Origin of the sequence: Luteibacter mycovicinus, assembly GCF_000745235.1 — a bacterium.
Taxonomy (GTDB): Bacteria; Pseudomonadota; Gammaproteobacteria; order Xanthomonadales; family Rhodanobacteraceae; genus Luteibacter; species Luteibacter mycovicinus.
The window spans coordinates 1128148-1154442 of record NZ_JQNL01000001.1 but is presented as its reverse complement, the minus strand read 5'-3'; the positions used below and the strand labels follow the sequence as shown (position 1 = coordinate 1154442).

General features: G+C 65.0%; 26 protein-coding genes. All 26 read left to right on the top strand.

Features of this window, described 5'->3' with window-relative positions; all coding sequences use genetic code 11:
• Positions 1 to 17 precede the first annotated feature (17 nt).
• A complete protein-coding gene (gene flgE, locus FA85_RS05225) occupies positions 18 to 1241 on the top strand; it encodes a flagellar hook protein FlgE (protein WP_036111170.1) in 1224 nt (407 codons plus the stop codon).
• Positions 1242 to 1298: 57 nt separating this feature from the next.
• On the top strand, positions 1299 to 2039 hold the full coding sequence (gene flgF / locus FA85_RS05220) for a flagellar basal-body rod protein FlgF (protein WP_036111172.1): 741 nt from the start codon (positions 1299 to 1301) through the stop codon (positions 2037 to 2039).
• Positions 2040 to 2101: 62 nt separating this feature from the next.
• Positions 2102 to 2887, top strand: a complete 786-nt coding sequence (gene flgG / locus FA85_RS05215; protein WP_036111173.1) for a flagellar basal-body rod protein FlgG — start codon at positions 2102 to 2104, stop codon at positions 2885 to 2887.
• A gap of 8 nt (positions 2888 to 2895) precedes the next feature.
• Complete coding sequence (gene flgH, locus FA85_RS05210; protein ID WP_036111175.1) at positions 2896 to 3576, top strand: flagellar basal body L-ring protein FlgH; 681 nt, start codon at positions 2896 to 2898, stop codon at positions 3574 to 3576.
• Positions 3576 to 4700, top strand: coding sequence for a flagellar basal body P-ring protein FlgI (locus tag FA85_RS05205; protein ID WP_036111177.1), 1125 nt, complete (start codon positions 3576 to 3578; stop codon positions 4698 to 4700). The genes flgH and FA85_RS05205 overlap by 1 nt, the downstream gene beginning before the upstream one ends.
• Position 4701: 1 nt before the next feature.
• A complete protein-coding gene (gene flgJ, locus FA85_RS05200) occupies positions 4702 to 5709 on the top strand; it encodes a flagellar assembly peptidoglycan hydrolase FlgJ (RefSeq protein ID WP_156108688.1) in 1008 nt (335 codons plus the stop codon).
• 36 nt (positions 5710 to 5745) lie between these two features.
• Positions 5746 to 7617, top strand: a complete 1872-nt coding sequence (gene flgK / locus FA85_RS05195; protein ID WP_036111180.1) for a flagellar hook-associated protein FlgK — start codon at positions 5746 to 5748, stop codon at positions 7615 to 7617.
• A 3-nt stretch (positions 7618 to 7620) separates the two neighbouring features.
• Positions 7621 to 8817 carry a flagellar hook-associated protein FlgL gene (gene flgL, locus FA85_RS05190; RefSeq protein WP_036111183.1) on the top strand — a complete coding sequence of 399 codons (1197 nt, stop codon included), beginning with the start codon at positions 7621 to 7623 and terminating at the stop codon, positions 8815 to 8817.
• A gap of 228 nt (positions 8818 to 9045) precedes the next feature.
• Complete coding sequence (locus FA85_RS05185; protein WP_036111187.1) at positions 9046 to 10383, top strand: flagellin N-terminal helical domain-containing protein; 1338 nt, start codon at positions 9046 to 9048, stop codon at positions 10381 to 10383.
• Between the two features lie 323 nt (positions 10384 to 10706).
• Entirely contained in the window at positions 10707 to 12161 is a 1455-nt protein-coding gene (locus FA85_RS05180; RefSeq protein WP_036111189.1) for a flagellin N-terminal helical domain-containing protein, read from the top strand.
• Between the two features lie 134 nt (positions 12162 to 12295).
• Entirely contained in the window at positions 12296 to 13660 is a 1365-nt protein-coding gene (fliD, locus tag FA85_RS05175; protein WP_036111191.1) for a flagellar filament capping protein FliD, read from the top strand.
• A gap of 20 nt (positions 13661 to 13680) precedes the next feature.
• Positions 13681 to 14097 carry a flagellar export chaperone FliS gene (fliS, locus tag FA85_RS05170; RefSeq protein WP_036111193.1) on the top strand — a complete coding sequence of 139 codons (417 nt, stop codon included), beginning with the start codon at positions 13681 to 13683 and terminating at the stop codon, positions 14095 to 14097.
• On the top strand, positions 14094 to 14390 hold the full coding sequence (locus FA85_RS05165; protein WP_051943373.1) for a flagellar protein FliT: 297 nt from the start codon (positions 14094 to 14096) through the stop codon (positions 14388 to 14390). Before fliS ends, FA85_RS05165 begins: the two co-directional genes overlap by 4 nt.
• A 29-nt stretch (positions 14391 to 14419) precedes the next feature.
• The gene (locus tag FA85_RS05160; RefSeq protein WP_051943375.1) at positions 14420 to 14995 is read left to right on the top strand and encodes a PilZ domain-containing protein; all 576 of its coding nucleotides are present in this window, start codon (positions 14420 to 14422) and stop codon (positions 14993 to 14995) included.
• 291 nt (positions 14996 to 15286) lie between these two features.
• Positions 15287 to 16711 carry a sigma-54 dependent transcriptional regulator gene (locus FA85_RS05155; protein ID WP_036111196.1) on the top strand — a complete coding sequence of 475 codons (1425 nt, stop codon included), beginning with the start codon at positions 15287 to 15289 and terminating at the stop codon, positions 16709 to 16711.
• 67 nt (positions 16712 to 16778) lie between these two features.
• Positions 16779 to 17108 carry a flagellar hook-basal body complex protein FliE gene (fliE, locus tag FA85_RS05150; protein ID WP_036111201.1) on the top strand — a complete coding sequence of 110 codons (330 nt, stop codon included), beginning with the start codon at positions 16779 to 16781 and terminating at the stop codon, positions 17106 to 17108.
• Between the two features lie 52 nt (positions 17109 to 17160).
• Positions 17161 to 18873 (top strand): flagellar basal-body MS-ring/collar protein FliF, encoded by a 1713-nt coding sequence (gene fliF / locus FA85_RS05145; protein ID WP_036111204.1) that lies wholly within the window; start codon positions 17161 to 17163, stop codon positions 18871 to 18873.
• Between the two features lie 13 nt (positions 18874 to 18886).
• Complete coding sequence (gene fliG / locus FA85_RS05140; RefSeq protein ID WP_239709175.1) at positions 18887 to 19876, top strand: flagellar motor switch protein FliG; 990 nt, start codon at positions 18887 to 18889, stop codon at positions 19874 to 19876.
• Entirely contained in the window at positions 19876 to 20541 is a 666-nt protein-coding gene (locus FA85_RS05135; protein ID WP_051943377.1) for a FliH/SctL family protein, read from the top strand. The genes fliG and FA85_RS05135 overlap by 1 nt, the downstream gene beginning before the upstream one ends.
• Entirely contained in the window at positions 20538 to 21899 is a 1362-nt protein-coding gene (gene fliI / locus FA85_RS05130) for a flagellar protein export ATPase FliI (RefSeq protein ID WP_036111209.1), read from the top strand. The genes FA85_RS05135 and fliI overlap by 4 nt, the downstream gene beginning before the upstream one ends.
• Positions 21899 to 22333, top strand: coding sequence for a flagellar export protein FliJ (gene fliJ / locus FA85_RS05125; protein ID WP_036111212.1), 435 nt, complete (start codon positions 21899 to 21901; stop codon positions 22331 to 22333). The genes fliI and fliJ overlap by 1 nt, the downstream gene beginning before the upstream one ends.
• Before the next feature lie 18 nt (positions 22334 to 22351).
• Positions 22352 to 23545, top strand: a complete 1194-nt coding sequence (locus FA85_RS05120) for a flagellar hook-length control protein FliK (RefSeq protein WP_036111215.1) — start codon at positions 22352 to 22354, stop codon at positions 23543 to 23545.
• A gap of 200 nt (positions 23546 to 23745) precedes the next feature.
• Complete coding sequence (locus FA85_RS05115; RefSeq protein WP_036111218.1) at positions 23746 to 24246, top strand: flagellar basal body-associated FliL family protein; 501 nt, start codon at positions 23746 to 23748, stop codon at positions 24244 to 24246.
• Positions 24247 to 24262: 16 nt separating this feature from the next.
• Positions 24263 to 25285 carry a flagellar motor switch protein FliM gene (gene fliM / locus FA85_RS05110; protein ID WP_051943379.1) on the top strand — a complete coding sequence of 341 codons (1023 nt, stop codon included), beginning with the start codon at positions 24263 to 24265 and terminating at the stop codon, positions 25283 to 25285.
• A 210-nt stretch (positions 25286 to 25495) separates the two neighbouring features.
• Positions 25496 to 25828, top strand: a complete 333-nt coding sequence (gene fliN, locus FA85_RS05105; RefSeq protein ID WP_051943380.1) for a flagellar motor switch protein FliN — start codon at positions 25496 to 25498, stop codon at positions 25826 to 25828.
• A gap of 5 nt (positions 25829 to 25833) precedes the next feature.
• Positions 25834 to 26247 (top strand): flagellar biosynthetic protein FliO, encoded by a 414-nt coding sequence (gene fliO / locus FA85_RS05100; protein WP_239709101.1) that lies wholly within the window; start codon positions 25834 to 25836, stop codon positions 26245 to 26247.
• The last annotated feature ends 48 nt before the right edge of the window (positions 26248 to 26295 follow it).

Sequence of the window (26295 nt, the reverse complement as noted above, 5' to 3'; positions counted from 1 at the left end):
AGCGAGGAAACACACCCATGCCTTTCGATATCGCCCTCAGCGGCATCAACGCGGCGTCTTCCGACCTGGAAGTCACCGCCAACAACATCGCCAACGTCAACACCGTCGGCTTCAAGGGCTCGCGCGCCGAGTTCTCGCAGGTGTATTCCGTGGCCGGTGAAAACCTGTCCGCCACGGCGGCGGGCAGCGGCGTCCGCCTGACCAACATCGCGCAGCAGTTCGGCGACGGCAATGTCACCCAGACCGGTAACTCCTACGACTTCGCCCTCAGCGGCGCGGGCTTCTTCACCTTGCGTGATTCTTCGGGTTATTCGTACTCGCGCGCCGGCAACTTTCACCCCGACGACAACGGCAACATCGTCAACGCGACCGGTCAGAACCTGCAGGTGTACCCGCCGACCGCGACCGGCGGCTTCGACATCAGCGCCCTGAAGGACCTGAAGATCAGCACGGGCACCAGCGCGGCCAAGGCCAGCGGCACGATCGGCCTGACCGCCAACCTGTCCTCGTCGGACACGGCCAAGACGGTCGCCTTCGATCCGACCAACGACCAGAGCTACAACTACGTGTCGACCTTCCAGTCGTACGACTCGCTGGGTGCCACGCACACCACCAACGTCTACTACGCCAAGGACGCGACCAATCCCAATACGTGGAACGCGTACATGACGGTGGACGGCACCCAGGTGGGTACCGCTCAGCAGATGGTGTTCAGCTCGGGCGGCTCGCTCACCACGCCGGCCAACGGCAAGCTCAACTTCGGTGCCGCGTCGCCCAACCCCGGCGCCGCGCCGATCAACCTCACGGTCGACATGACCAAGGTGACCCAGTTCGGCGACTCGTACACCACCTCGGCCGTGACCAATGACGGCTTTGCAGCCGGTAAGTTCTCCAAGATCGACGTCTCGACGGACGGCACGGTGTCGGCGGTCTACACCAACGGTGTGTCGACGCCGCTGGGGCAGCTGGCCATCGCGACGTTCGCCAACAACCAGGGTCTGCGCCAGCAGAACGACACCAACTGGGTGGCCTCGACGGATTCGGGTCAGCCGATCCGTGGCGTGGCGGGCTCGGGTGAGGTCGGCACGGTGCAGGCCGGCTCGCTGGAGGCGTCCAACACGGCCGACCTCACCGCCCAGCTGGTCAACATGATCAAGGCGCAGCGTAACTACCAGGCCAACGCGCAGGTCATCTCGACCGACAACACGCTGACCCAGACGATCATCAACATCCGCAACTAAGCGTGACGCGGGTGCGGCTCGGGCCGCACCCGCGACCGGCCGCTAAGGACCGAAGCCATGGACCGTTCCGTATATGTCGCCATGACCGGCGCCGCGCAGATCATGCGGGCGCAGGCCGAAGTGGCACACAACCTCGCCAACGCCAACACGGCCGGCTTCAAGGCCGAGCTGTCCGCGTTTCAGAGCATGCCGGTTCAGGGCGACGGCCTGCAGACGCGTATCAACGGTGTCGCGCAGGGGACCGGCTGGGACACGACGTCCGGTCAGCAGATGCATACCGGCAACGACCTCGATATCTCCGTGCAGGGTGACGGCTGGATCGCGGTGCAGACTCCCGACGGCACCGAGGGCTACACGCGTGCCGGTAACCTGCGCGTCGACGCCGACGGTTTGTTGACGGACATGCGCGGCAATGCCGTGCTCGGCGGCGGCGGTCCGATCACGATCCCGCAGTCGACCAGCGTGAAGATCGGCGAGGACGGCACGATTTCCACCGTTCCGCTGGGTGAAAGTCCGGCCACCGTGGCCACCACCGACCGGATCAAGCTGGTCAACCCCGGCAACGACCAGCTGACGTATGCCAGCGACGGTCTGATGCACATGAAAGACGGATCCCAGGCGCCGGCCGACGCGGACGTGAAAGTGGTCAACGGCACCCTGGAATCCAGCAACGTCAACCCTTCCGACGTGCTCGTGAAGATGATTTCGCTGTCCCGCGAATTCGAAATGCAGGTCCGTTCGATCAAAGCCGCGGACGAAAACGCCCAGTCGGCATCGAAATTGCTACAGGTGGGATAACCACCGCCGCGCGACGCAAAACCGTCGCGGGCTCGTAAAGCGCCAACGCGCAGGAGTCAACGATGTTCACGTCCCTCTGGATCGCCAAGACCGGCCTCGATGCGCAGCAGACGCGCATGGACGTCGTCTCGAACAACCTGGCCAACACGAACACCACGGGCTTCAAACGCGCCCGCGCCGAGTTCGAGGACCTGTCCTACCAGAACCGTGGGCAGGCGGGCGCCCAGACCACCGAGCAGACGCAGTCGCCCACCGGCTTCATGATGGGTACCGGCGTCCGCGTGGTCGGCACGCAGAAGATGTTCGAGCAGGGCGGCGTGCAGCAGACCGACAATCCGCTCGATGTGCGTATCGACGGTCGCGGCTTCCTCCAGGTGACCATGCCGGACGGCACCGTCGGCTACACGCGTGACGGCTCGCTCAAGCGTGACCAGGATGGCCAGATGGTCACCAACGACGGCTACCCGCTGGAACCGTCGATCACCATTCCCGCCAATGCGTCGACGGTCACCATCGGCACCGACGGCACCGTCAGCGTCACCGTGCAGGGTTCGGCCGCCGCGCAGAACGTCGGCACGATCCAGCTGGCCGACTTCGTCAATCCCGCCGGCCTCCAGCCGAAGGGCGACAACCTTTACCTGGAGACCGCCTCGAGCGGCGCTCCGCAGACGGGCACCGCAGGCCTCAACGGTCTCGGCACCCTCAACCAGAACAGCCTCGAAACGTCGAACGTCAACGTGGTCGAGGAAATGGTCAACATGATCGAAACGCAGCGCGCCTACGAGATGAATTCGAAGGCGATCACGGCGTCCGATCAGATGCTCCAGACCATCACCAACAAGACCTGAGACACGTCATGAATCGCATTTACGTCCGTGCTGTTCTCGCTGTGCTGCCGTTCGCGCTCCTCAACGGTTGCGCGATGGTGCCGCCTACGCCCAGGCCGATGTATACCGCCACGCTGCCGGAAGAACCGACGCAGCAGGCGCGCGCCACCGGGTCGCTCTATGCCGATCAGCAGTCGCTGGAGCTCTTCGCGGACCCGCGCGCGCATCGCGTCGGCGACATTTTGACGATCACCCTGGTCGAGTCGACCCAGGCCAGCAAGAAAGCGGCGACCAGCACCAGCAAGAAGAACGGCAACACCATCACCTCGCCCACGGTGCTCGGTCAGGGCCTGCGCATCGGCGGAAAGACCGCCGACAGCTCGCTGGCCAGCAACAACGCTTTCGACGGCGACGGTTCGAGCCAGCAGAGCAATCAGCTTTCCGGCGAGATCACCGTCACCGTCGCGCAGCGCCTGTCCAACGGTGCGCTGGTGGTGCGTGGCGAAAAATGGCTGACGATCAACCAGGGCGACGAGCTGGTCCGCATCTCGGGCATCGTCCGTCCGCAGGATATCGGCAACGACAACATCGTCGCCTCGAGCCGCGTCGCCGACGCGCGTATCGAGTACGTGGGCAAGGGCACGCTCGCGGATTCGAACACGCGTGGCTGGCTCTCGCGCTTCTTCGATTCCAAGTGGATGCCGTTCTGATGAACGTCTCGCTTCGTTTTCGCGCTCTTTTTCACGCCGCCGTGGCCGTCTTCGCGGTCGCCGCCGTCCTTCCGGCGCACGCGGATCGCATTCGCGACCTCGCGCAGGTCGGCGGTGTCCGCAGCAACCAGCTGATCGGTTACGGCCTCGTCGTCGGTCTCGACGGCAGCGGTGACCAGACCAGCCAGGCACCGTTCACCACGCAGAGCCTGGAGAACATGCTTCAGCAGTTCGGCGTCAACGTGCCGGCCAACGTGCGTCCGCAGCTGAAGAACGCCGCCGCGGTCACGATCACCGCCGAGATTCCGCCGTTCGCGAAGCCGGGTCAGCGCATCGACGTGACGGTCGCCTCGATCGCCAATGCCAAGAGCATTCGTGGTGGCGAGTTGCTGATGTCGCCGCTCAAGGGTGCGGACGGGCAGGTCTACGCCATCGCCCAGGGCAGCGTCATCGTCGGTGGTGTCAGCGCGCAGGGTAAGAGCGGTTCGAGCGTGCAGGTGAATATTTCCTCGAGCGGCCGCATCCCTGGCGGCGCGAGCATCGAGCGCAGCGTCGCGACGTCGTTCGACAAGGGCGGCGATCTGATGCTCAACCTCAACACCGCCGATTTCACGACGGCCAACCGTATCGCGCAGGCCGTCAACCAGAACTTCGGCGCCGGCACGGCCAACGCCCTGGATTCCGGCTCGGTGGCGGTCCGCGCGCCGCTCGACCCGTCCCAGCGTGTGGCCTGGCTGTCGACCATCCAGGCACTGGATGTCACGCCGGGCGATGCGCCGGCACGCATCATCGTCAACTCGCGCACCGGCACCGTGGTGATCGGTTCCGACGTCAAGGTCGGCGCCGCCGCGGTGGCACACGGCGCGATCCAGGTCACGATCAGCGAGCAGCCGCAGGTGAGTCAGCCGGGCGCGTTCAGCCGTGGCCAGACGGCCGTCGTGCCGAGCAGCCAGGTCGCCGTGAGCGAAGAGGGCGGCCACATGTTCAAGTTCGGTCCGGGCACCAGCCTCGACGCCATCGTGCGCGCCGTAAATCAGGTGGGCGCCTCTCCGAGCGACCTGATCTCCATTCTGCAGGCGCTGAAGCAGTCGGGCGCCCTGCGCGCCGAACTGGTGGTGATCTGACATGGTGACCGCGGTCGACAACCAGAAGCTTGGCACCTACACGGACATGTCCGGGTTTGCCGGCCTGCGTTCGGCCGCGCAAAAGGATCAGGCGTCCGCCCTTCCCGCCGTCGCCAAGCAGTTCGAATCGATCTTCACGCAGATGATGCTGAAGTCCATACGTGACGCCAGCGCCGCCATGGGTGACGACATCATGGGTTCGCAGGCGTCGAACGCCTATCGCGACATGTTCGACAAGCAGCTCTCCGTGACGTTGTCGCAGGGCAAGGGTATCGGCATCGCCGATATGCTCATCCGCCAGCTTGGCGGCGCATCGTCCGCGCAGGGCGCCTCGTCCGGCAACGGCCTCTTCGCCGGCGTCACGGGCGATGCGAGTACGGTGGATGCGGTCTCGTCCAAGTCTGACCAGGACAGCGGGTTGATGGATTCGCTCGAGCGCATGCTCGGTCGCGCCGGGCAGGCCGTCGGCGACGGCGCCAATGCCGTGGCGAGCGCGGTCGGCAAGCTGTCGATCTCCTCCCCGGAGGAGTTCGTCCAGAAGCTGGCGCCGCACGCGATCGAAGCAGCGAAGAAGCTTGGCGTCTCGGTGCGCGCATTGCTCGCTCAGGCGGCACTGGAGACCGGCTGGGGCAAGCACATGCCGGCGCAGGGCAGCACCACCAGTTTCAACATGTTCGGCATCAAGGCCGGTAGCAGCTGGGACGGCAAGCGCGTCAACGTACCGACTCTCGAATACGAAAACGGGGTCGCCGTGCGCAAGAAGGACAGCTTCCGCGCTTACGACTCACCGTCCGACTCGTTCAAGGACTACGCCGACATGGTCGCGAGTAGCCCACGCTACGCGGATGCGGTGGGTCGCGGTGATGACGTGAAGGGTTTCGCCAAGGCGCTGGTCAACGGTGGTTACGCCACCGATCCCAGCTACGCACAGAAGCTGGCCGACATCGCCAATGGTCCGGTGATGAAACAGGCCCTGGCCGCGCTCGAACGCGTCGCGGCCGACCTGTAATCCACGGGCTGACGAAAGGACAGAAGGAACGTAACGATGGCCGATCTGCTCTCCACAGGTGTCTCGGGTCTGCTTGCCTCGCAAGTGGGTCTGTCCACCGTCGGACACAACATCAGCAACGTCAACACCGCGGGGTATACGCGGCAGACGACGACGTTCAATGCGCGCACGCCTGAATACAACGGCGGTTACTACGTCGGTCAGGGCGCCGATGCGGTCAGCGTGCAGCGGGCGTACAGTCAGTTCCTCACGCAGTCGATGTGGTCGGCCAACTCGGGACAGTCGCGCGCGTCGCAGTACGCCACGCTGACGGCGTCGGTGAATAACATCGTGAGCGGGTCGGCCAATCTGCAGACGGCGCTCGACGGTTTCTTCGGGGCGGTCAGCGACGTGGCCAACGCTCCCGTGGATACCGCCAGTCGTCAGGCCCTGCTGGGCAAGGCCAGTACGCTGGTGTCGACCTTCAAGTCGCTGTCATCGCAGTTTCAGCAGCTGGACCAGTCCACCAACACGCAGATCAGCACCGCGGTCGATTCGATCAATGCGCTGACCAAGACGATCTCCGACCTCAACGGACAGATCCAGCAGGGTTACGCGGGCGGGGCAGTGCCGAACGACCTGCTCGACTCGCGCGACCAGGCGATCTCGCAGCTCTCGCAGCTGGTCGGCGTCAACGTCACCCAGAACGATAATCACATGGTCACCGTCACGGTGGGCAATGGCCTTTCGCTCGTCAATGGCACCGATTCGGCGAAGCTTTCGACGGCCCCCAATCAGTACGATTCGTCCCGGCTCGAAGTGACCGGCCCCGGTGGCTCGGTCATCAGCAGCCAGCTGGGATCGGGTTCGCTCGGCGCGACGTTCGATTTCCGCACAAACGTGCTCGATCCGGCACGCAACCAGCTGGGTCGCGCCGCGATCGCGATGACGGACGCGTTCAATCAGCAGCACGCACAGGGTATCGACCTCAACGGCGACGCGGGCGGAAACTTCTTCACTATCGCCAACCCCGCCGTGTTCAACAGCACGGCCAACAAAGGCACGGGTTCGATCGCGGCCACGGTGTCCGACGTCTCCAGGCTCGATGCATCCGACTACGTCATGCGCTTCGATGGCACGAACTGGAGCGCGACGACCACGGCCGGTGTCACCGTACCGATGACCGGTACGGGCACCGCCACGGACCCGTTCAAGGTCGGCGGTCTGTCCATGGTGGTGAGCGCGGGCGCGGTGGCGGGCGACTCGTTCCAGATCCAGGCGACGCGCAACGCGGCATCGTCCATGAGCGTGGCGATCAGCGATACCAACAAGATCGCCGCGTCGGGTCCGCTGGCGGCCACGAAAGGCTCAGCGAACACGGGTAAGGCCACGCTGGGCGGCCTTACCGTCACCAACGTGGCCGATCCCGCTTTCAATACGCCGGCCAGCATCGTCTTCACGTCCCCGACGACCTACACGATCAATGGGGTGGGTCCGAATACCTACGCCGATGGCGACACGATCACCGGCAATGGCTGGACATTAAAGCTTTCCGGCGTGCCGGCCGCTAACGACACATTCACCGTGAAACCCGCCGGCACCGCCAGCGGTGACAACGGAAATGCGCTGGCGCTGGCCAACGTGGCCAGCAAGGGCGTGCTCGACAACGGTGTGACCACGGTGGGCAAGTCTTACAGCCAGCTGATCGCGCAAGTGGGTACGGCGGGCGCGCAGGCCAACACGGCACTCGATGCGCAGCAGAGCATCCTCGACCAGGCCACGGCGGCGCAGCAAAGCCTGTCCGGTGTGAACATGGATGAAGAAGCGGCCAATCTGTTGCGTTTTCAGCAGGCCTACTCGGCATCCGCCCAGGTCATCACCACGGCGAACACCATCTTTCAGTCCCTCCTGAGCGCGGTACACGGATAACTCATGCGTATTTCGACTTCATGGGGTGCACAGCAAGCGGTCAACCAGATGCTGGATCGCCAGTATCAGCTGTCGCAGACCCAGCTTGCCCTAGGCAACGGCAAGGCCATCCAGACGCCGTCCGACAATCCGGCGGCCGCCGCGCGCGCCGTCGACGTCAGCTCGGCCAGCGCCCAGAACGATCAGTACACGCGCAACATCAACTCGGCGACGACGCGACTGTCGACGGAAGAAACCGCACTCACCTCGGCCGGCAATATCCTCGACCGGATCCGGTCCATCACGCTGGAAGGCGTGAACGGCACGCAGACCGACGAATCCCGCCAGTCCATCGCCACCGAGCTGCGACAGACGCTGAATCAGCTTGTCGCGCTCGGCAACAGCAAGGACGGCCAGGGCGAATACATCTTCGCCGGTAGCCGCACCACCACGCAGCCGTTCACGATCGACGGCCTGTCGGTGAGCTACGGTGGCGACCAGACCCAGCGGATGGTCGCAGCGGCCGCCGGCCTCCAGGTTGCGACGGGCGACAGTGGCGATGACGTCTTCATGTCGATCCGTGGCGGCAATGGCACGTTCGTGACGACCGCGGGTGCAACGAACACCGGAAGCGCCGTTGTCGGCGGAACCTCGGTCACGGACGCCACGCAGTGGGACGGCGGCAATTACACCGTCAACTTCACCTCGGCGACCACCTACGAGATTCACGACGCGGCCGACCCGACGGGCACGCCTCTGTCGACCGGCACGTATACCGGTACCAGCGGCACGATCAGCTTCAAGGGCGCGCAGCTCAATGTCACCGGTACCCCTGCGGCGGGCGATTCGTTCAGTGTAGGTCCGTCGTCGTCGCAGGACGTGTTCTCGACCATCGCCGGCATCATCAGTGCGTTCGAAGCGCCCGGCGGTGGCGCGGCGATGAACAACCAGGTCAACGCCCAGCTGCAGAATCTCGACCAGGCGGCCACCAGCCTGCTGAATACGCGTACCAAGATCGGCGCACGCATGAACACGCTCGATCAGCAGTCGGACATCGGTTCCGACGTCAAGCTTTCTTATGACAGCACCTTGTCGGATCTGACCGAGCTGGACTACGCGAGCGCAGCCAGTAAATACACTCAGCAGCAGACGGCGCTCGATGCCGCACAGCAGGCCTACGTGAAGATGCAGAATCTGTCGCTGTTCAATTACCTGAAATAGAACGCGCCTCGACGTTCGCATTCGCGACATTTCAAGGCGGCCGCAAGGTCGCCTTTTTTGTGCGTGAAATCCGGCCCCATCTTCCTCCGGGCCCCACGTGGAACTCATCCACCGCCGTCACTAGCCCGCCAGCGAACCGCCGATCACCTCTTACGGCGAATTCCCTTTTAGCGGGCACGCGACGCCGTCGCGTAAGCGGCGTGCCCGCCACGAGAGAAGGACATTCTCATGGCTCTCACTATCAGTACCAACATGGCGTCGCTCAACGCGCAGCGACACCTCGGCATGACCCAGAGCAGGCTGGCCGAGGCCATGCAGCGAATCACCTCGGGCAAACGCATCAACAGCGCAAAGGACGACGCCGCCGGTCTCGCTATCGCGACACGCTTCACCACGCAGATCAACGGTCTCGCACAAGCCCGTCGTAACGCCAGCGACGGCATCTCGCTGTCGCAGACCAGTGAGGCGGCGCTCGACGAGGTAACGGCCAACCTGCAGCGCATCCGCGAACTGGCGTTGCAGTCGGCCAACGGCTCCAACTCCGGTGTGGACCGGCGCGCCCTGAACAACGAGGTGGTCGAGCGCCTCGAAGAAATCACCCGCATCGCCACGCAAACCAATTTCAATGGCATGAAAGTGCTGGACGGAAGCGGCTCGCGCTTCACCTTCCAGGTCGGCGCCAACGTGGGCGAAGTGATTCAGGTGGGCCTTGGGCAGGGTATGCGTGCGGATCAGGTCGGTCAGGTGGCGAGCGGCTCGGTGGATATCGCGTCGGCGTTCGTCTCCAAGCCTTACGCGTTCACGCAGGATCCTGCGAAGGACTGGAGCAATGCCAACGGGAAGAGCCTGGGTACGGTGGACTACGATGGCGTCAGGGTGGACTGGTCGCTCTATAAAGGCGACACCGTCGACACTGCGCGTGGCTTTCTCGAAGGCAAGCTCGGTCGTGACTTCAGGGTTGCCGCCAACGGCGACAAACTCGACATCGTGAGGGTAGGGGGCGACCGCCTCAGCCTGGCTAAAGGCGATCTTTCATTTACCAATGGCAGTGGCGAGAGCGTCGACATCATCGGATCGTTCCGGGACACGCAAAGCGTCGCCGATGCCATCAATGCCAACGGACGAAGCGGTCTCTCCGCCTTTGTCGGTGAAAACGGATCGTTACGCTTCGATTCGCGGTCGGTCGTCAGCGTGTCGGGGGCTCTGGCAGGCAAGCTCGGATTTTCCAGTGATTACGCCATGGACACCGCGACATCCCTGGCCGATGGCTCGGTGCTTACGCGAGATGCGGCATACGCCCTGGTGGCACGCGTCGACGCGTCACTGGAATCGGTCAGCTCGACCCGGTCCACGCTGGGTGCCGTGCAGAATCGCCTGGAGTCCACCATTCGCAACCTCGACAGCATCCGGCAGAACATGACGGAGTCACGCAGCACCATCATGGACTCGGACATCGCGGAGGAGACCGCAAAGAAGACGATGGCCATGATCCTTCAGCAATCGGGTGTCTCGGTGCTCGCACAGGCCAATTCGTCTCAACAGCTCATCCTCAAATTGCTGGAGTAATTCCACGGCCAGGCGGCACAGGCTCAGGCGCCCCCGCGAGTCCGCCGGGGCGCGTACTTCCGCTGCCGAATCGACGTATCTGGCGTTATGAAATTGACCCTAAACCCGGAGCCGACCCTGCCGATAAATTGACTGACGGAGCCTGGGCGTCACCGCCTACACGGTTTCGATCAAGAAAGTTGTTGACAGGTAGAAAAAGTTCTCAAGTTTCCTCCCGGCGTGCCGTAAACCTCTCTGAGGCGGAAGGCTTCCTTCACGGAACCCCGCCGGACTACGCCGCACAACCTCCGGCATTTCGGTTCCGCTTAAAAAGGATCAATCCCATGGCACTGACCATCAACACCAACATCATGTCGCTGAATGCTCAGCGTAACCTGAGCACCTCGCAGACGAAGCTCTCGTCCGCGATCGAGCGCCTGTCGTCGGGTAACCGCATCAACAGCGCGAAGGACGACGCCGCCGGCCTCGCGATCTCGACCCGCATGACCACCCAGATCAACGGCCTGAACCGCGCGGTTCAGAACGCCAACGACGGCATCTCGCTGTCGCAGACGACCGAGTCGGCCCTCGACGAAGTCACGAACAACCTTCAGCGCATCCGCGAACTGGCCGTTCAGTCGACCAACGCCTCCAACTCTTCTTCGGACCGCGCCGCGCTCGACGCCGAAGTTCAGCAGCGTCTGTCGGAAGTCACCCGTATCGCCACGCAGACCAACTTCAACGGCATGAAGGTCCTGGACGGTTCCGCCCAGAACCTCAGCTTCCAGGTCGGTGCAAACGTCGGTGAAGTCATCAACGTCAGCCTGAACCAGGGCATGAAGTCCAACCAGGTCGGTCAGCTCGCCACCGGTTCCGCCACCCCGTCCCTCGTCGCTACGGCCGCCGTTGCCGGCAGCAAGGGCACGACGGTCGCCGGTCAGGCTACGACCAACTTCGACTTCTCGACCACCGCGTCGTCGTTCACGGTCAACGGCCAGACGGTCACGCTGGACCAGAACTACACCAACGCCGCTGGCCTCGCCACCGCGATCAACAACCAGCTGTCGGCCAACGGCGCCGGCGCCTCGGTGACGCAGAACGCTGGCACGTTCACCTTCACCAACTCGGCCAACGGTGCAACCTCGCCGACCGTCGGCGGCGCAGGCGCGGCCGCGCTGTTCGGTACCACGACGTCGACGGCCGGTACGGCCGACGTCGCCGTCGGCGACGCCACGCCGATCACGCTGGCTGCGGGCGACCTGACCCTGCAGGTCGGCAGCAATGCCGCCTTCAGCGTCACCGGTACCTTCAAGACCACGCAGGACATGGCCGACGCCATCAATGCTAAGTCGGGCGAAGGCATCAACGCCTATGTCGCCACCGACGGCTCGCTGAAGTTCTCGTCGTCTTCGGCCATCACGGTCGGCGGCACCAAGGCGGCGGCGTCGGGCTTCACCGCTGGTGCGATCGCTGTATCCACCACTTCCACCCTGGCAGATTCCAGCGTGAAGACGGTCGATGGCGCCAACGACACGATCAACCGTATCGATGCCGCCCTGCAGTCGGTCTCCGACCTGCGCTCCACCCTCGGCGCGGTGCAGAACCGCTTCGAGTCCACCATCTCCAACCTGCAGAACATCTCGCAGAACCTGACCTCGTCGAAGTCGGCCATCACCGACGCCGACTTCGCTCAGGAAACGGCGAACATGTCCTCGGCTCAGATCCTGCAGCAGGCCGGCGTCTCGGTCCTCGCCCAGGCCAACCAGAGCCAGCAGATCGTCACCAAGCTCCTCCAGTAATGGTGACACCGCCATCCCAGGGCTTGCCCGGGTTGGCAGGGTAATTGCTTAGTTGTCCACGGCTGGCTCCCACTGGGGGCCAGCCGTCGACAAATTGGCGCCCCGGGCAGTGAGGCGTCTTCACGGAGAGTCTCATGGCCACCAGTAGCAGCACCGTTACGCTCGGATCCAGCTCCATCGACGTCGCATCCATCGTTACGAACCTTGTGAACAACAAGCGTGCGGCGAAGGACAGTCAGATCTCGACGGCTCAGACCAGCACCAGCACGCAGATTTCGGCGATCGGCAATTTCACCTCGTCCCTGACGAGCTTGCAGGCCGCCATCAAGTCCCTGACCGACGGCACCGCGTTCTCCACGCTGAAGACCTCGATCGGCGACTCCACCGTCCTCTCGGCGACGACGGATTCCACGGCCAAGGCCAACGTCTACAACATCGCCGTTACCCAGCTCGCTACCTCGCAGAAGACCACCTCGGGTGCGTTCGCCAGCGCGAAGACGACCGAGGTCGGCACGGGCACCCTGAGCATCGCGGTGGGTGACAAGTCCATGAGCGTCGATATCGCCTCGCCGGCGAACACGCTGCAGGACGTGCGCGACGCGATCAACAACTCAAAGTCCAATCCCGGCGTCACCGCCAGCATCGTCACCGGTACCGACGGCGCGCATCTGGTGCTGACCTCGCAGACCACCGGCGCGGCCAACGCGTTCACGGTCACCTCCAGTGGCGGCGACGGCGGCCTGGCGCAGCTGGATTTCGATCCCGCGACGGATACCCCGACCATCAAGGCGCAGGACGCCTTGTTCACGGTCGACGGCACGGCGGCCAGCAGCCCCACCAATACGACCTCGACGGCGATCGACGGCGTGACACTGTCGCTTGCCAAGACCGGCTCGAGCAGCATCACCATCAGCAACGACACCAGCTCGGTCAGCACGGCGATGCAGTCGCTGGTCACCGCCTATAACTCCTTCGTTTCGACCTACAGCACGCTGACCAAGTACGACGCGACCAACCAGCAGGTCGGCGCCCTGATCGGCGATGCCACGGTCAATTCGATCAAGAGTCAGGTCTCCCAGCTGCTGGGTTCGCAACTGACCGGCGCCACCGCCAGCCCGCGCTCGCTCAGCGACCTGGGTGTGTCTTTCCAGGTCGACGGCACGCTGAAGTTCGACACCACGAAGCTGACCTCCGCGCTGAGCTCGAACCCGAGTGGCGTGAAGGACCTGCTGAGCGGCACCAACGGTATCGCGCCGAAACTCGACAAGCTGGTCACCGGCTGGACCTCGTCCAGCGGCATCCTGACCCAGCGCACCACCAATCTGAATGCCAAGCTCAAGGACCTGGCCGATCAGCAGACCGCCTGGGACTCGACCATGACCGACTACACGAAGCGCCTGACCACGCAGTACACGGCGCTCGACACCATGATGACCAAACTCAGCAGCACCAGCAGCTACCTCACGCAGCAGTTCGACGCGCTGACCAAATCGTCCTGATCGCAGGACAGGAAACCCACATGGCACTTGGATACTCCCGCGGCGCTGGCGCCTACCAGCAGGTCCGCACCGGTGGCGGCCTCGAGCAGGCCGACTCGCACGGTCTCATCACCATGCTCATGGATGGCGGTCTGGAACGCATTCGCCTGGCGCTGGCGTGCATGGCTACGGGCAACGTCGCGGGCAAGGGCGAGGCCATTTCGAAGACGATCGAAATCGTCGGCGGTCTCCAGTCGGGCCTCAATCACGACGTGGCCACGCCGCTGGTTTCCCAGCTGGACGCCCTGTACGACTATATGAGCCGCCGTCTCGTACACGCCAATCTGCATAACGACGCCGAAGCCCTCGAAGAAGTCGCGCGCCTGCTCGGGCAGATCCGCGACAGCTGGGTGGCCATCCCGGTCGAGGCTCGTCAGCTCGCCGGAGCAGGCGCATGAACGACACCCTCTGGTGCGACCTCCCGCGCGTCCTCGACCTGACCGAGTCCATGCATGCGGCCGCCAGCGAAGGTCGCTGGGATGAGCTCACCGAACTCGAAGCCCAGCGCGAGCCTGTCCTGCGGCAGGGCAGCATGCGTCCGGCCCCCGAAACGCTCGAGTCGCTGAAGTCCATCATGTTGCTGGATGGCCTGATCAAGGACCTCGTCTCGGCCGCTCGCGACGAGACCGCGGCGCAGTGGGACACGTCCCGTCGGGTTCGCCGCGCCGTCGCCGCGTATAATTCGTTCTGATCGACACATCCTTTGGCGGGGACGGACGGATGACTGACGAAGCGTGGAAGGCATTCTCCGATCGCGTAGCCTGGGATTCCCGGTTTCACGCCACCTGCGAGATCACCGAGCGTCCCGATCCGGCCGGCCTGGCCTTGATCAACGACCGCAACACCAACGTCCTGGTCGCCGTGTCCGCCCTCATGGACCGGCGCAGCGACACTGGCGAGGACGACAGCCCCCTGACCCAGGAAGTGGCCCGTCTGGACGCCAAGCTCAACGTCCTGATGGAGATCGTCAACCGGCTCCTTCTGCCTCAGTCCGTCCTGCCACCCCGCATTCCGGTCCGCGTGAACGCCGCCGGCGCCGCCTTGCCATGGGACGGCCTGCCCGCCGTGGGCACCCCGGTGATGCTGAAGCTGCATTTCGACGTGTGCCGGGCCCTCCCGCTGGAGCTGCCGGGCGTTCGCCTCGCCGGTCCCACGGACGGCAAGGGCTTCATCGCCTTCGAGGGCCTGACGGAGTCCGTCCGCGACGGTATCGAGCGACTGGTGTTCCGCCAGCACCGCCGCCAGGTCGCCGAAGCACGAGCCCACGCACGGCCTCAGGACGGCTCGGGCGAGTGAAGTGACCTTTTACGTCACGTGACGTAGGAACGTCGCGTGGCGTCCTGCGTCACATTCGTGACGCGTGTTGTCAGGGCTGACACCAAGGGGCGCCCTCACGCCGTCATCACTTGCCGAAAAGGTTTTCCTCACACCTCCGCAAGCCCCGTACTTACGTGAATGTCGGCCTTGTGGCGCCAGAATTCCGGCGTTGGCACGCTCCTTGATTGATACCTTGCAACGAAGGCGACGGGATTCCATCGCGAACCCGCTCACGGGCCTTCGATCACACGCAACGTGAGGTATCTCAGGATGAAGTCTTCCAACTTTCTCGTCGTCGAATCCGACGCATCGCGCGCTGAAACCGTCGCTTCCGCGCTGGCTTTCCTGGGTTACCGTCCCGTGCTCGCTCATCGCATGCAGGCTGCGGACGCCGCCGAAGGCTGGCGCGCCGCTTATGTCGGTACGGTGGAAGACGAAGCCGAACTCGAAGGCTATCTGGCCGCCCTGGGTCGCCACGGCCGCAACCTGCCGCTCCTGGTCTCGGCCGATTCCCCGGTCGCCAGCGCGCTGATCGCCGGCGACGACGCGCAGAGCCTCAACGTCGAGCTGATCGACATGCCGCTCCGCTACGAGCGTCTGTCCGAGGCCCTGCGCACCCTGCAGTCGCGCATGCAGCCGGTTCAGAACCACCTGCGCTTCGTCGGCCAGTCCGGTCCCATGCAGCGCGTCAACGCGCTGATCCGCCAGGTGGCGCCGTTCGATTCGAGCGTCCTCGTGCTGGGTGAGTCCGGCAGCGGTAAGGAGCTGGTCGCCCGCACCATTCACGACTGCTCGCCGCGTCGCGACAAGCCGTTCGTCGCGATCAACTGCGGCGCCATTCCGGCGGAACTGCTCGAAAGCGAACTGTTCGGTCACGAGAAGGGCGCGTTCACCGGCGCGATCAGCACCCGCAAGGGTCGTTTCGAAATGGCCGAGGGCGGCACGCTGTTCCTCGACGAAATCGGCGACATGAGCCTGCCGATGCAGGTGAAGCTGTTGCGCGTCCTGCAGGAGCGCGTTTTCGAGCGCGTCGGCGGTAACCGCCCGCAGCGCTGCGACGTGCGCATCATCGCCGCGACCCATCGCGACCTCGAAGGTGCCATCGAGCGCGGCGGTTTCCGCGAAGACCTGTTCTATCGCCTGAGCGTGTTCCCGCTGGAAATGCCGGCCCTGCGCCAGCGCCTCGAAGACCTGCCGGCCCTGATCGCCGAGTTCAACCAGCGCCTGCTGCAGCGTGGTCTGACCTCGGTGCGCTTCGCGCCGAGCGCCATGACCGCCCTGTGCCGTCACCCGTGGCCGGGCAACGTGCGTGAGCTGTCCAATCTGGTCGAGCGTATGGCCATCCTCATGCCGCAGGGCGAGGTCCGTGCGGCCGACCTGCCGGAAAAGTACCGGGGCGCACTTCCGATCGAGGAAGTGTCGGGTGCGGCACTCATCGCGATGATGGAAGCCGAGCCGGAGCCGGTGGTCGAGACCTTCGGTTTCTCCAACGACAGCGATCCGGCGGTGCTGCCGCTCGGTGGCCTCGACCTGAAGGACCACCTGGCGGGTATCGAGATCGGCCTGATCCGTCAGGCGCTGAACTCGGCCAACGGTGTCGTCGCCCATGCGGCCAAGCTGCTGCGCGTCCAGCGCACCACGCTGGTCGAGAAGCTGCGCAAGTACGGCCTGTCGGAAACCGTGCAGGCCGGTTGAGTCGCGTCGGTTTGGCACACCTCGTGCATCGGGTGTCGGTAAGCCGATAACGCGTTGGAAAACCGTCATGACCACGATCGATGTGAACAGCCTGCTGCTCCAGATGCGCCGCATCAGCGCGCAGACCGAGATGCCCGCGATCCGGGGTGTCGGCGAAACGGGGCAGGCGGCGAAAGGTTCCTTCGGTGACGTGCTCAAACAGTCGATCGACGGTGTCGCGCAGTCGCAGGCCAAGGCATCGCAGATGGCGTCGGCATTCGAGCGCGGGGACCCGGGTATCGATCTGGCGCAAGTGATGATTCAGGGCCAGAAGGCGGATCTCTCCTTCCGTGCCATGACCGAAGTGCGCAACAAGATGGTCGATGCGTACAAAGAAATCATGAACATGTCGATCTGATCGCGTTGATCCGATCCGGCATGAGCAACCTCACAGGATTCGAGTTTTCCCCATGGCAGATAACGGCGTCGCCACCACGGATAGCAGCACGGCCTCGCGCATGGACTCTTTGAAGTCCCTGTCGCAGACGCCGGCCGCCCGTCAGCTCTTCATGCTTGCCGGTATCGCGGGTGCGGTGGCGATCGGTATCGCCGCGGTCATGTGGTCGCGCGCACCGAACTACGGCCTGCTGTATGGCGGCCTCGAGCAGAAGGACGCCGCCGCGGTCACGCAGGCGCTGCAGGCCGGCAATACCCCTTACACGCTCAGCACGGACGGCAGTTCCATCTTCGTCCCGGCCGCCGACGTCGCCGGCGTGCGCCTCAAGCTGGCGGGCCAGGGTCTTCCGCAGGGCAGTGCCGCCGCCGCGCTGCCGCAGGCCGATTCGCCGTTCGGCATGAGCGATATGGCTGAGCGCTCGCGCTACCAGTCGCTGCTCGAAACGGACCTCTCCAACACCATCGCGGGTCTGCAGTCGGTACGTGGCGCGCGGGTGCACCTCGCGCTGCCGAAGCCTTCCGCCTTCGTGCGCGACAACAAGCCGGCTTCGGCGTCGGTGGTCGTGTCGCTTTATCCCGGTCGCCAGCTGGATCAGGGCCAGGTCGCCGCCATCGTTCATCTCGTGGCTGCCAGCGTGCCGGACCTCGATACGCGCCAGGTGTCGGTGATCGATCAGACCGGCAACCTGCTCACCGTCAGCGACCCGGACAGCGCCTCCGCGATCGGCGACAGCCGCCTTCGCCTGTCCAATCGCATCGAAGCCACCTACACGCAGCGCGTCGAAGACCTGCTCACGCCGCTCGTCGGTGCGGGTAAGGTGCGTGCCCAGGTCTTCGCCGACCTGGACTTCTCGCAGACGGAGAAGGCCAGCGAGGTGTTCAATCACGAGAACCCGGCGCTGCGCAGCGAACAGACCAGCAGCGACACGCGTACCGAGCCGAACGGCAACGCCGGTGTGCCCGGTGCGCTGAGCAACCAGCCGCCGAACACCGGTGGTAACCCGACGGCGGCCAACCCGGCCGCCGGTAACGGCAAGCCCGCCGCCGGCCAGAACGCCAGCACGCAGACCGCCGCCACGCCGACGCAGCAGTCGCAGAACGCGACGCGCAACTACGAACTCGATCGCACCGTCAGCCATGTCACGGACCCCGCCGGCAAGGTGGCGCGTCTGTCGGTGGCCGTGGTCGTGGACAACAAGCAGGTGCCGGACAAAGACGGCAAGATGAAGAGCGTGTCGTTCACGCCGGAAGAGCTGACCCGCCTGACCGAACTGACCAAGAACGCGGTGGGCTTCAGCGCGGACCGGGGCGACAGCGTCAGTGTCATCAACGAGCCGTTCCGTGCCGCCGTCGCCGAGGAAGAGCCGCAGGGCATGCCGTTCTACGAGCGTCCCGGCATGCTCGACCTGATCAAGCAGGGGCTGGGCGTGATGATCGCGCTGATCGTCGGCTTCTTCGTCCTGCGCCCGATTCTCAAGGGGCTGCTCAAGCCCGCGCCGATCGCCATGAACAACGTCGCGCTCGCCGGTCCGATGCCTTCGGTGTCGGTCATGGTGGACGACGACGACATGTCGCCGGATCGTGTCAGCACGTCCTCGCCGCAGCTGGGCTCGCCCGCGCTGCTGGCTTACGAACAGAAGGTGGGTCTCGCCAAGCGTATGGCCGCCGAAAATCCGAAGCAGATCGCGCAGGTCGTGAAGAGCTGGGTATCCGACGATGGCAGCTGAGTCGAAAGAGGCCCTGACGGGCGCACAAAAAGCGGCGATCCTGCTTCTCACCCTGGGTGAAGAAGACGCCGCGTCCATCCTCAAACACCTCGGCGCGCGCGACGTGCAGGCCGTGGGCTCGGCGATGGCCGCGCTGAAGAACGTCAGCAAGGAGCAGGTCGAGCTGGTGCTCACCAAGCTTCAGGAAGACGTCGGTCAGCATACGTCGATCGGCGTGGGCACCGAGGAATACATCCGCCGCATCCTCGTCAACGCACTGGGTGAGAACAAGGCCGGCGGTCTCATCGACCGCATCCTGCTCGGTCGCAGCAGCAAGGGTCTCGAATCGCTGAAGTGGATGGAAAGCCGTGCCATCGCCGAGATGATCGGGCAGGAACATCCGCAGATCATCGCGCTGGTGATGGCGCATCTCGAGTCCGATCAGGCCGCCGAAGTCATCGGCTACCTGCCAGGCCGTACGCGCAGCGACGTGGTGATGCGTATCGCCACACTCGACGGTGTGCAGCCGCACGCGCTCAACGAACTCGACGAAATCATGGAACGCCAGTTCTCAGGCAATTCCAACAAGCTGAAGTCGGCGACCGTCGGTGGCCTCAAGGCGGCCGCGGATATCCTCAACGCGATGGAAACCTCGCGTGAGGCCGAACTCATGGCGTCGATCCGCGGCATCGATTCGGGCCTGGGTGAGCGCATCGAAGAACTGATGTTCGTCTTCGACGACCTCGCCGACCTCGACGATCGCAGCATGCAGACGCTGCTGCGCGAAGTACCTTCGGCGCGCCTCATCACGGCCCTCAAGGGTGCCGAGGTGGCCATTCGCGAGAAGATCTTCGCCAACATGTCCAAGCGTGCGGCCGACATGCTGCGCGACGACCTCGAGGTCAAGGGTCCGGTCCGTCTCTCCGAGGTGGATGCGGCACAGAAGGAAGTGCTGGCTACCGCGCGCCGCCTGGCTGACGCGGGCCAGATCAATCTCGCCGGTGGCGGGGAAGAGTTCGTCTGATGAGCCTTACCTCGATCCTCGCTCGCGAGCGCGTCGACCAGTTCGAACGCTGGGAGCTGCCCGTCGTGGGTGGTCCCGAGCCGCGCGAGGTCGTCGAGCAGGAGGACGATGGTCCGCACCGGCCGACCGTGGCCGAGATCGAAGCGATCGAGCGCCAGGCTCGCGAAGAGGGTTTCCATGCCGGCCTGAGCGAAGGTCGTGCGATGGCGAAGCGCGAACTGGATGCACAGGTCGCGCGTCTCGACGCCTTGTTCGCCGCCGTGGAGCGCCCGTTCGCGGATCTCGACGCCGACGTGGCCGGTGATCTCGCCGTGCTCGCCACCGTCATCGCCGAGCGCGTGCTGGGATATGAGATCGCGACGCGCCCCGAAAAGATCGTCGACGTGGTTCGTCAGGCCGTCGACGTGCTGCCGGCTGGCAGCCGTCAGCTGAAGATTCACCTCAACCCGGCGGATGCGGCGATCGTGCGTGAGCACCGGTCGTCGGTCGATCACGAGGGTTCGATCGTCGACGACGCCGCGCTCGAGCGCGGTGACGTGCGCCTGGAGAGCGAGCACTCGCGCCTGGACGCGCGCCTCCGGACGCGACTGGCCGCGGTGATCGACAGCGTGCTGGAAGGCCGTGTCGAAGAGGCGGAAGCCGATGCGCTGGACGAACCGGCATGAACGCCGAATCGCATACCGCCGGACGCGTCGCGCACTGGCGTCAATCGCTGGCGGCGCAGCGCGCAAGCGCCGAGGGCGTCAGCCCGATGCAGGCCGAAGGCAAGCTTCGCCGCGTCGTCGGCCTTACGCTCGAGGCCGTCGGCTGCGAAGCGCCGGTCGGTGCCCGCTGCATGGTGACCTCGGCGAACGGCAAACAGCTCGAAACGGAAGTGGTCGGTTTTTCCGATGGCCGGCTTCTGCTGATGCCCACCGGTGAAATGCACGGTGTGCTGCCCAATGCGCGCGTCACGCCAGTGGCCGCCGTGTCGGGCATTCCCGTCGGTGATTCGCTGCTCGGTCGTGTCATCGGCCCCGACGGCGTCCCGCTCGACGGTCAGGGTCCGTTGCTGGCGCGCGAACGGGTACCGCTGCGCCGCGACCCGATCAACCCGATGCTGCGCCAGCCGATCGATACGCCGCTCGATGTCGGCGTGCGTGCGATCAATTCGTTGTTGACCGTCGGTCGCGGCCAGCGTATCGGCCTGTTCGCCGGTTCCGGCGTCGGCAAGTCGACGCTGATGGGCATGATGACCCGTTTCACCGACGCCGACGTCGTCGTGGTCGGTCTGATTGGCGAACGAGGCCGCGAAGTAAAGGAATTTGTCGACCATACGCTGGGCGAGGAAGGTCGCCGTCGCGCGGTGGTCGTCGCCGCCCCCGCGGACGCGCCGCCGCTCAGTCGCCTGCGCGGCGCTCAGGTCGCGACCGCCGTGGCCGAGCATTTTCGCGACCAGGGCAAGCGCGTCCTGCTGCTGATGGATTCGCTCACCCGTTATGCCCAGGCGCAGCGCGAGATCGCGCTCGCGATCGGCGAACCGCCGGCCACCAAGGGTTATCCGCCGTCCGTATTCGCGATGTTGCCGGCGCTGGTGGAGCGCGCGGGCAACGACGCGGAAGGTCGCGGCTCGATCACGGCGTTCTACACCGTGCTCACCGAAGGCGACGATTACCGCCACGATCCGATCGCCGACTCCGCGCGCGCCATTCTCGACGGTCATATCGTCTTGTCGCGCGACATGGCGGAAGCCGGTCATTACCCGGCGATCGACATCGAAGCGTCGATCAGCCGCGTCATGCCGGCGGTCGTCAGCAAGGATCACATGCGTTCCGCCCAGCGCTTCCGCCAGGTGTATTCGGCGTATCGCCAGCAGCGCGACCTCATCGCGGTGGGGGCGTACCAGAAGGGTAGCGATCCGCGTACGGACGAGGCGATTGCCTTGTATCCGCGTCTTTCGGCCTTCCTGCAGCAGGAAACCGATGTGCCGGTGGATCTGGCCGATGCGGAAGCCGGCCTCGTCGATGTCGCGAGGACTAACTGATGGCCTCGCGTGCCGACCGCCTGCAACCCGTTGTCGATATCGCCGCGGAGAAGGCGGAGGACGCGACGCGTGCGCTCGCCACGCATCAGCGGACGCTTGCCGAGAGCGAACAGCAGCTGGCCGAGCTGCGTCGCTATCGCAACGAGTACGCGGCGATGCCCGATGGCATCGGCGTCAGCGCGTTGCTCAACCGGCAGCAGTTCCTGCAGAAGATCGACATGGCCATCGTGCAGCAGATGAGCGAAGTCCAGCGTCGTGAGCAGGGGCTCGAACGAGCGCGCCAGTCGTGGGCGGAGGCCCGCGGCCGTGCCAAGGCGCTCGAGTCGGTGACCACCAGGTATCGCGACCAGGAACGTAAGTCACAGGATCGTCGGGAGCAGGAACAGGCCGACGAGCGCTCGCAGTACCGCCGTAACCCCAGGGGCTCGGCATGATCTCACCGGAAGCACCGCATGAATAACGCCACTGTCGCCCTCAACCTCGCCCGCCCGGTCAGCCAGGCACCCACGTCCGCGTCGAACGCGACGGCCAGGGCGAACGACGACACGACCCCGTCGAAGCGCTTCGACGCGGTGCTCGACAGCGCGCACGCCCAGGCGCACACCGACGCCGGCGGCACGGTCAGGCCGCATGCGGCTGACGCCCATGCCAGCAGCCGCGGCAACGCACCGTCCGACACGCGTAAGGCGAAGGACGACAGTGCCGATGAGCGCGACGACAAGAGCACGACGTCTGCCAAAGCCGATGACGGCAAGGTCGCGAGTACGAAAGCGGATAAGACCGCCAATCAGGATGACGCGAAGAAGGACGACACGTCCGACAACGACGACACGTCCATTGCCAGCACGATGCTCGCCCTGATCGGCGTACCGCCCAAGGTGACCGAACTGGCGTCGAAGACGCTGGGTGCCCTGAAGGGCGTCGCCGGAAAGACGGGCGATCTCAGCGCTGGCGCGTTGGCCATGGGTCTGCCGAACGCTGCCGCTGCCGCCGTGACGGGTGGCGACGGCAAGGGTGCGATGCTGGCGTCGACCGAGGGCGCCGGTGCCCTTGCCGATGCGACCGCGTCGACGGCCGCCGGATCCCCGCTGGCTGCGCTGCTGGCCGCGCGCACGGTGACCGTGGGCACGGGAAAGGAGGACGCCGCGTCGCCTTCCGATCCGACGACCAGCCCGATGCCGCTGACCCATACGCCCGGTCTGGCACCGGTGGACGGCGCGGCCTTGCAGGTACAGGCCACACAGGCCGCCACCTCGCCGCAGTTCGCCCAGGAACTGGGCGAGCAGATCGCCTGGATGGGCGGTGGTGACGTCAAGGAAGCGCGGATCAAGTTGCACCCCGAAGAGCTGGGCAGCATGGACGTCCGCGTGAATGTCGACGGCGGCAAGGTCAATGTCGCGATCATGGCGCAGCACCCGGCAGCGGTGCATGCCGTCCAGCAGACGCTCTCGCAGCTCGACACCATGCTGGCGCATCACGGCCTGTCGCTCGGCCAGACCGACGTGGGTCAGCGCCAGACCGGGCAGGACGACGGGCATGCCGGCAACGGCGGCGCGGGGCAGGGTGGCGCGGACGATGCACAGGGCGCGACGGTCACCCTGGCGACCTCGCGCGTATCCCGCGGTCTGGTCGACGAAGTGGCCTGACGATCGATTGGGTGACGACGAATTGGCGCGCGTCAATTCGTCGTCGCGGCGACAATGCGTATTCGGGGCGACGACGGCGCGACGCGAGGCGGGATGCGCATCGCGCTACATGTACGCAGATGGCACGTCGCTTGCAACAATACCCGTGAGCCCATCGGGCAACGACGACATCGCATTCGCATCACAGAGGTTTTTCACGCATGGCCGCAGCACAGATGGACGCGCCCGAAGGCGCTCCCGCAAAGAAGAAGGGCAAGGGCAAGTTGCTGATCATCGGCGCGGTCATCGTGCTGGCGGCGGGCGGTGCGGGCGGCTGGTTTCTGATGAAGGGCGGCCACGGCAAGACGAGTGCGGCCGATGCCGCCGCGGCGGCCAAGGCCAAACCGGCGGTTTATCTGCAGCTGGATCCGGCCTTCGTGGTCAATTTCCAGGATGAGGCGGCGCTGCGTTTCCTTCAGGTCGGTGTGAACGTCATGTCTCACGACCCGGAGGCGATCGCCGCGGCGAAGGAAGCCGATCCCGAGATCCGCAATGCCTTGCTGATGCTGTTCTCCGCGCAGGACGTGAAGTCCCTGTCCGACGTCAAGGGCAAGCAGAAGCTGCAGGCCGCCGCGCTCGCCGAGATTCAGCGCGTGCTGAAGGAAAAGATCGGTCGCCCCGGGGTGGACGCGGTCTATTTCACCAGCTTCATCATGCAGTGACGGGACACCCGCAGCCATGAGCGACATTCTCACCCAGGAAGAAATCGACGCCCTGCTCGCGGGTGTGGAAGGCGGTGCCGTCGAAACCGAGGTCGAGCTGCCGCCACCGGGCGGTGTGCACGACTACGATTTCACCCAGCAGGACCGTATCGTGCGCGGGCGTTTGCCCACGCTGGAGATGGTCAACGACCGTTTCGCCCGGTATTTCCGCGCCAACCTGTTCAACGTGCTGCGCAAGTCCTGCGAAGTGTCGGTGCTTGGCGTGAAGATGACCAAGTTCAACGAGTACGTTCACTCGCTGGCGGTGCCGAGCAATCTCAACCTCATTCGCATCAAGCCGCTGCGCGGTACCGCGCTGATGGTGTTCGAGCCGCGCCTGGTGTTCACGGTGATCGACAACTTCTTCGGTGGTGACGGCCGGTACCACGCGCGTATCGAGGGCCGCGACTTCACGCCGACCGAGAACCGCGTGATCCAGATCGTGCTGGCGGAGGCCTTTTCGGCCATGGCGGAAGCATGGGCGCCGGTCCTCAAGATGCAGTTCGAGTTCCTCAATTCCGAGATCAACCCGCAGTTCGCCAACATCGTCAGCCCGACCGAGACGGTGGTGGTGTCGCGCTTCCATATCGAGCTCGACGGCGGCGGCGGTGAAGTCCATCTCACGCTGCCGTATTCGATGGTCGAGCCGATCCGTGAACTGCTCGATGCCGGTGTGCAGAGCGACCGGGCCGAGCGCGATGAGCGCTGGATCCAGAATCTGCACGAGGAAATTCTCGATGCGGAAGTGGAGATCACCTCGATGCTGGCCGAGGCGCGCCTGACCATCGGCGACTTCCTGCACCTGCGCAAGGGCGACATCATCCCGATCAGCCTGCCCGAAACGGCAACGGTCTTTGCCGAAGACGTGCCTATTTTCCGGGGCCGCATGGCCAACTCCGGAGGCAACAAGGCGGTGCAGTTCGATTCGCTGATGCGCAAGCGCGGCGAGGGCAGGGCGATGCCGGTGACCACGACGGAGCCGATGCCCGTACTGGCGTGAAGTGCCGTCAATGGACCGGCTCGGTGACTAACTGCCGTCGAGCGTCAGGTTTCCGCCGAGCGTCACTTTCCGGGCGCGAGACGTGACCGGAAAGCGTCGTTCAAAGCACTGAAAAAACACGGTAAATTTACAGTCTCCAGCGTTTCGACAGCGTGGCACGCGGATTGCTTCATAGCTCCCGTAACCCGGTAACGACACTCTGGAACGGACATGAACGAATCCACGCTCGACAATATCGAAGGCACCGATGCCGCCCTGGCCCGGACCATGGGGCTCGGCAGCGAGGTCAACCTCGACGTCATTCTCGATGTGCCGGTCACCATGGCCATGGAAGTGGGCCGGACCAGGATCAGCATCCGCAACCTGCTGCAGCTCAACCAGGGCTCCGTCGTCGAGCTCGACCGCGCCGCCGGTGAGCCGCTGGACGTCTTCGTCAACGGTACGCTGGTCGCCCACGGCGAAGTCGTGGTCATCAACGAGAAGTTCGGTATCCGGCTGACCGACGTGATCAGCCCGGCCGAGCGCGTCCGCAAGCTGCGGTGATTCCCATGCGCCGTACTGTCGCCGCCTTCGCCGGTGGCTCCCTTCCCTGCGCCCTGATGGCGGCTCCGGTCGCCGCTCCGGCGGTCGATTCGGGCGCGGAACTGGTCCGCGTCCTGATCAGCCTGCTCGGCGTCGTGGCGCTCATTTTCTTCGTCGGCTGGATGGCTCGTCGTGCTCAGGCACGGGTGAGTCCGGGTGGCCGGAAGATCCGCGTCATCGAATCGATGCCCGTGGGCATCAAGGAAAAAGTGATGTTGCTGGAGGTTGGCGGCACGCAGATCCTGGTGGGTGCGTCGCCTGCGGGCGGGCTGCGTACGTTGCATGTGCTGGAGACGCCGGTGTCGGACGATCCTTCCGTGCCCGCGGCCCCTGCGATGCGTGGGTTTCGGGACGTGCTTGCTCAGTGGAAGCGGTCGTGAGGGGGGCTCGCGTCGCCCGCGGGGCGGGCTCCTTCAGGCGCTGCTGCC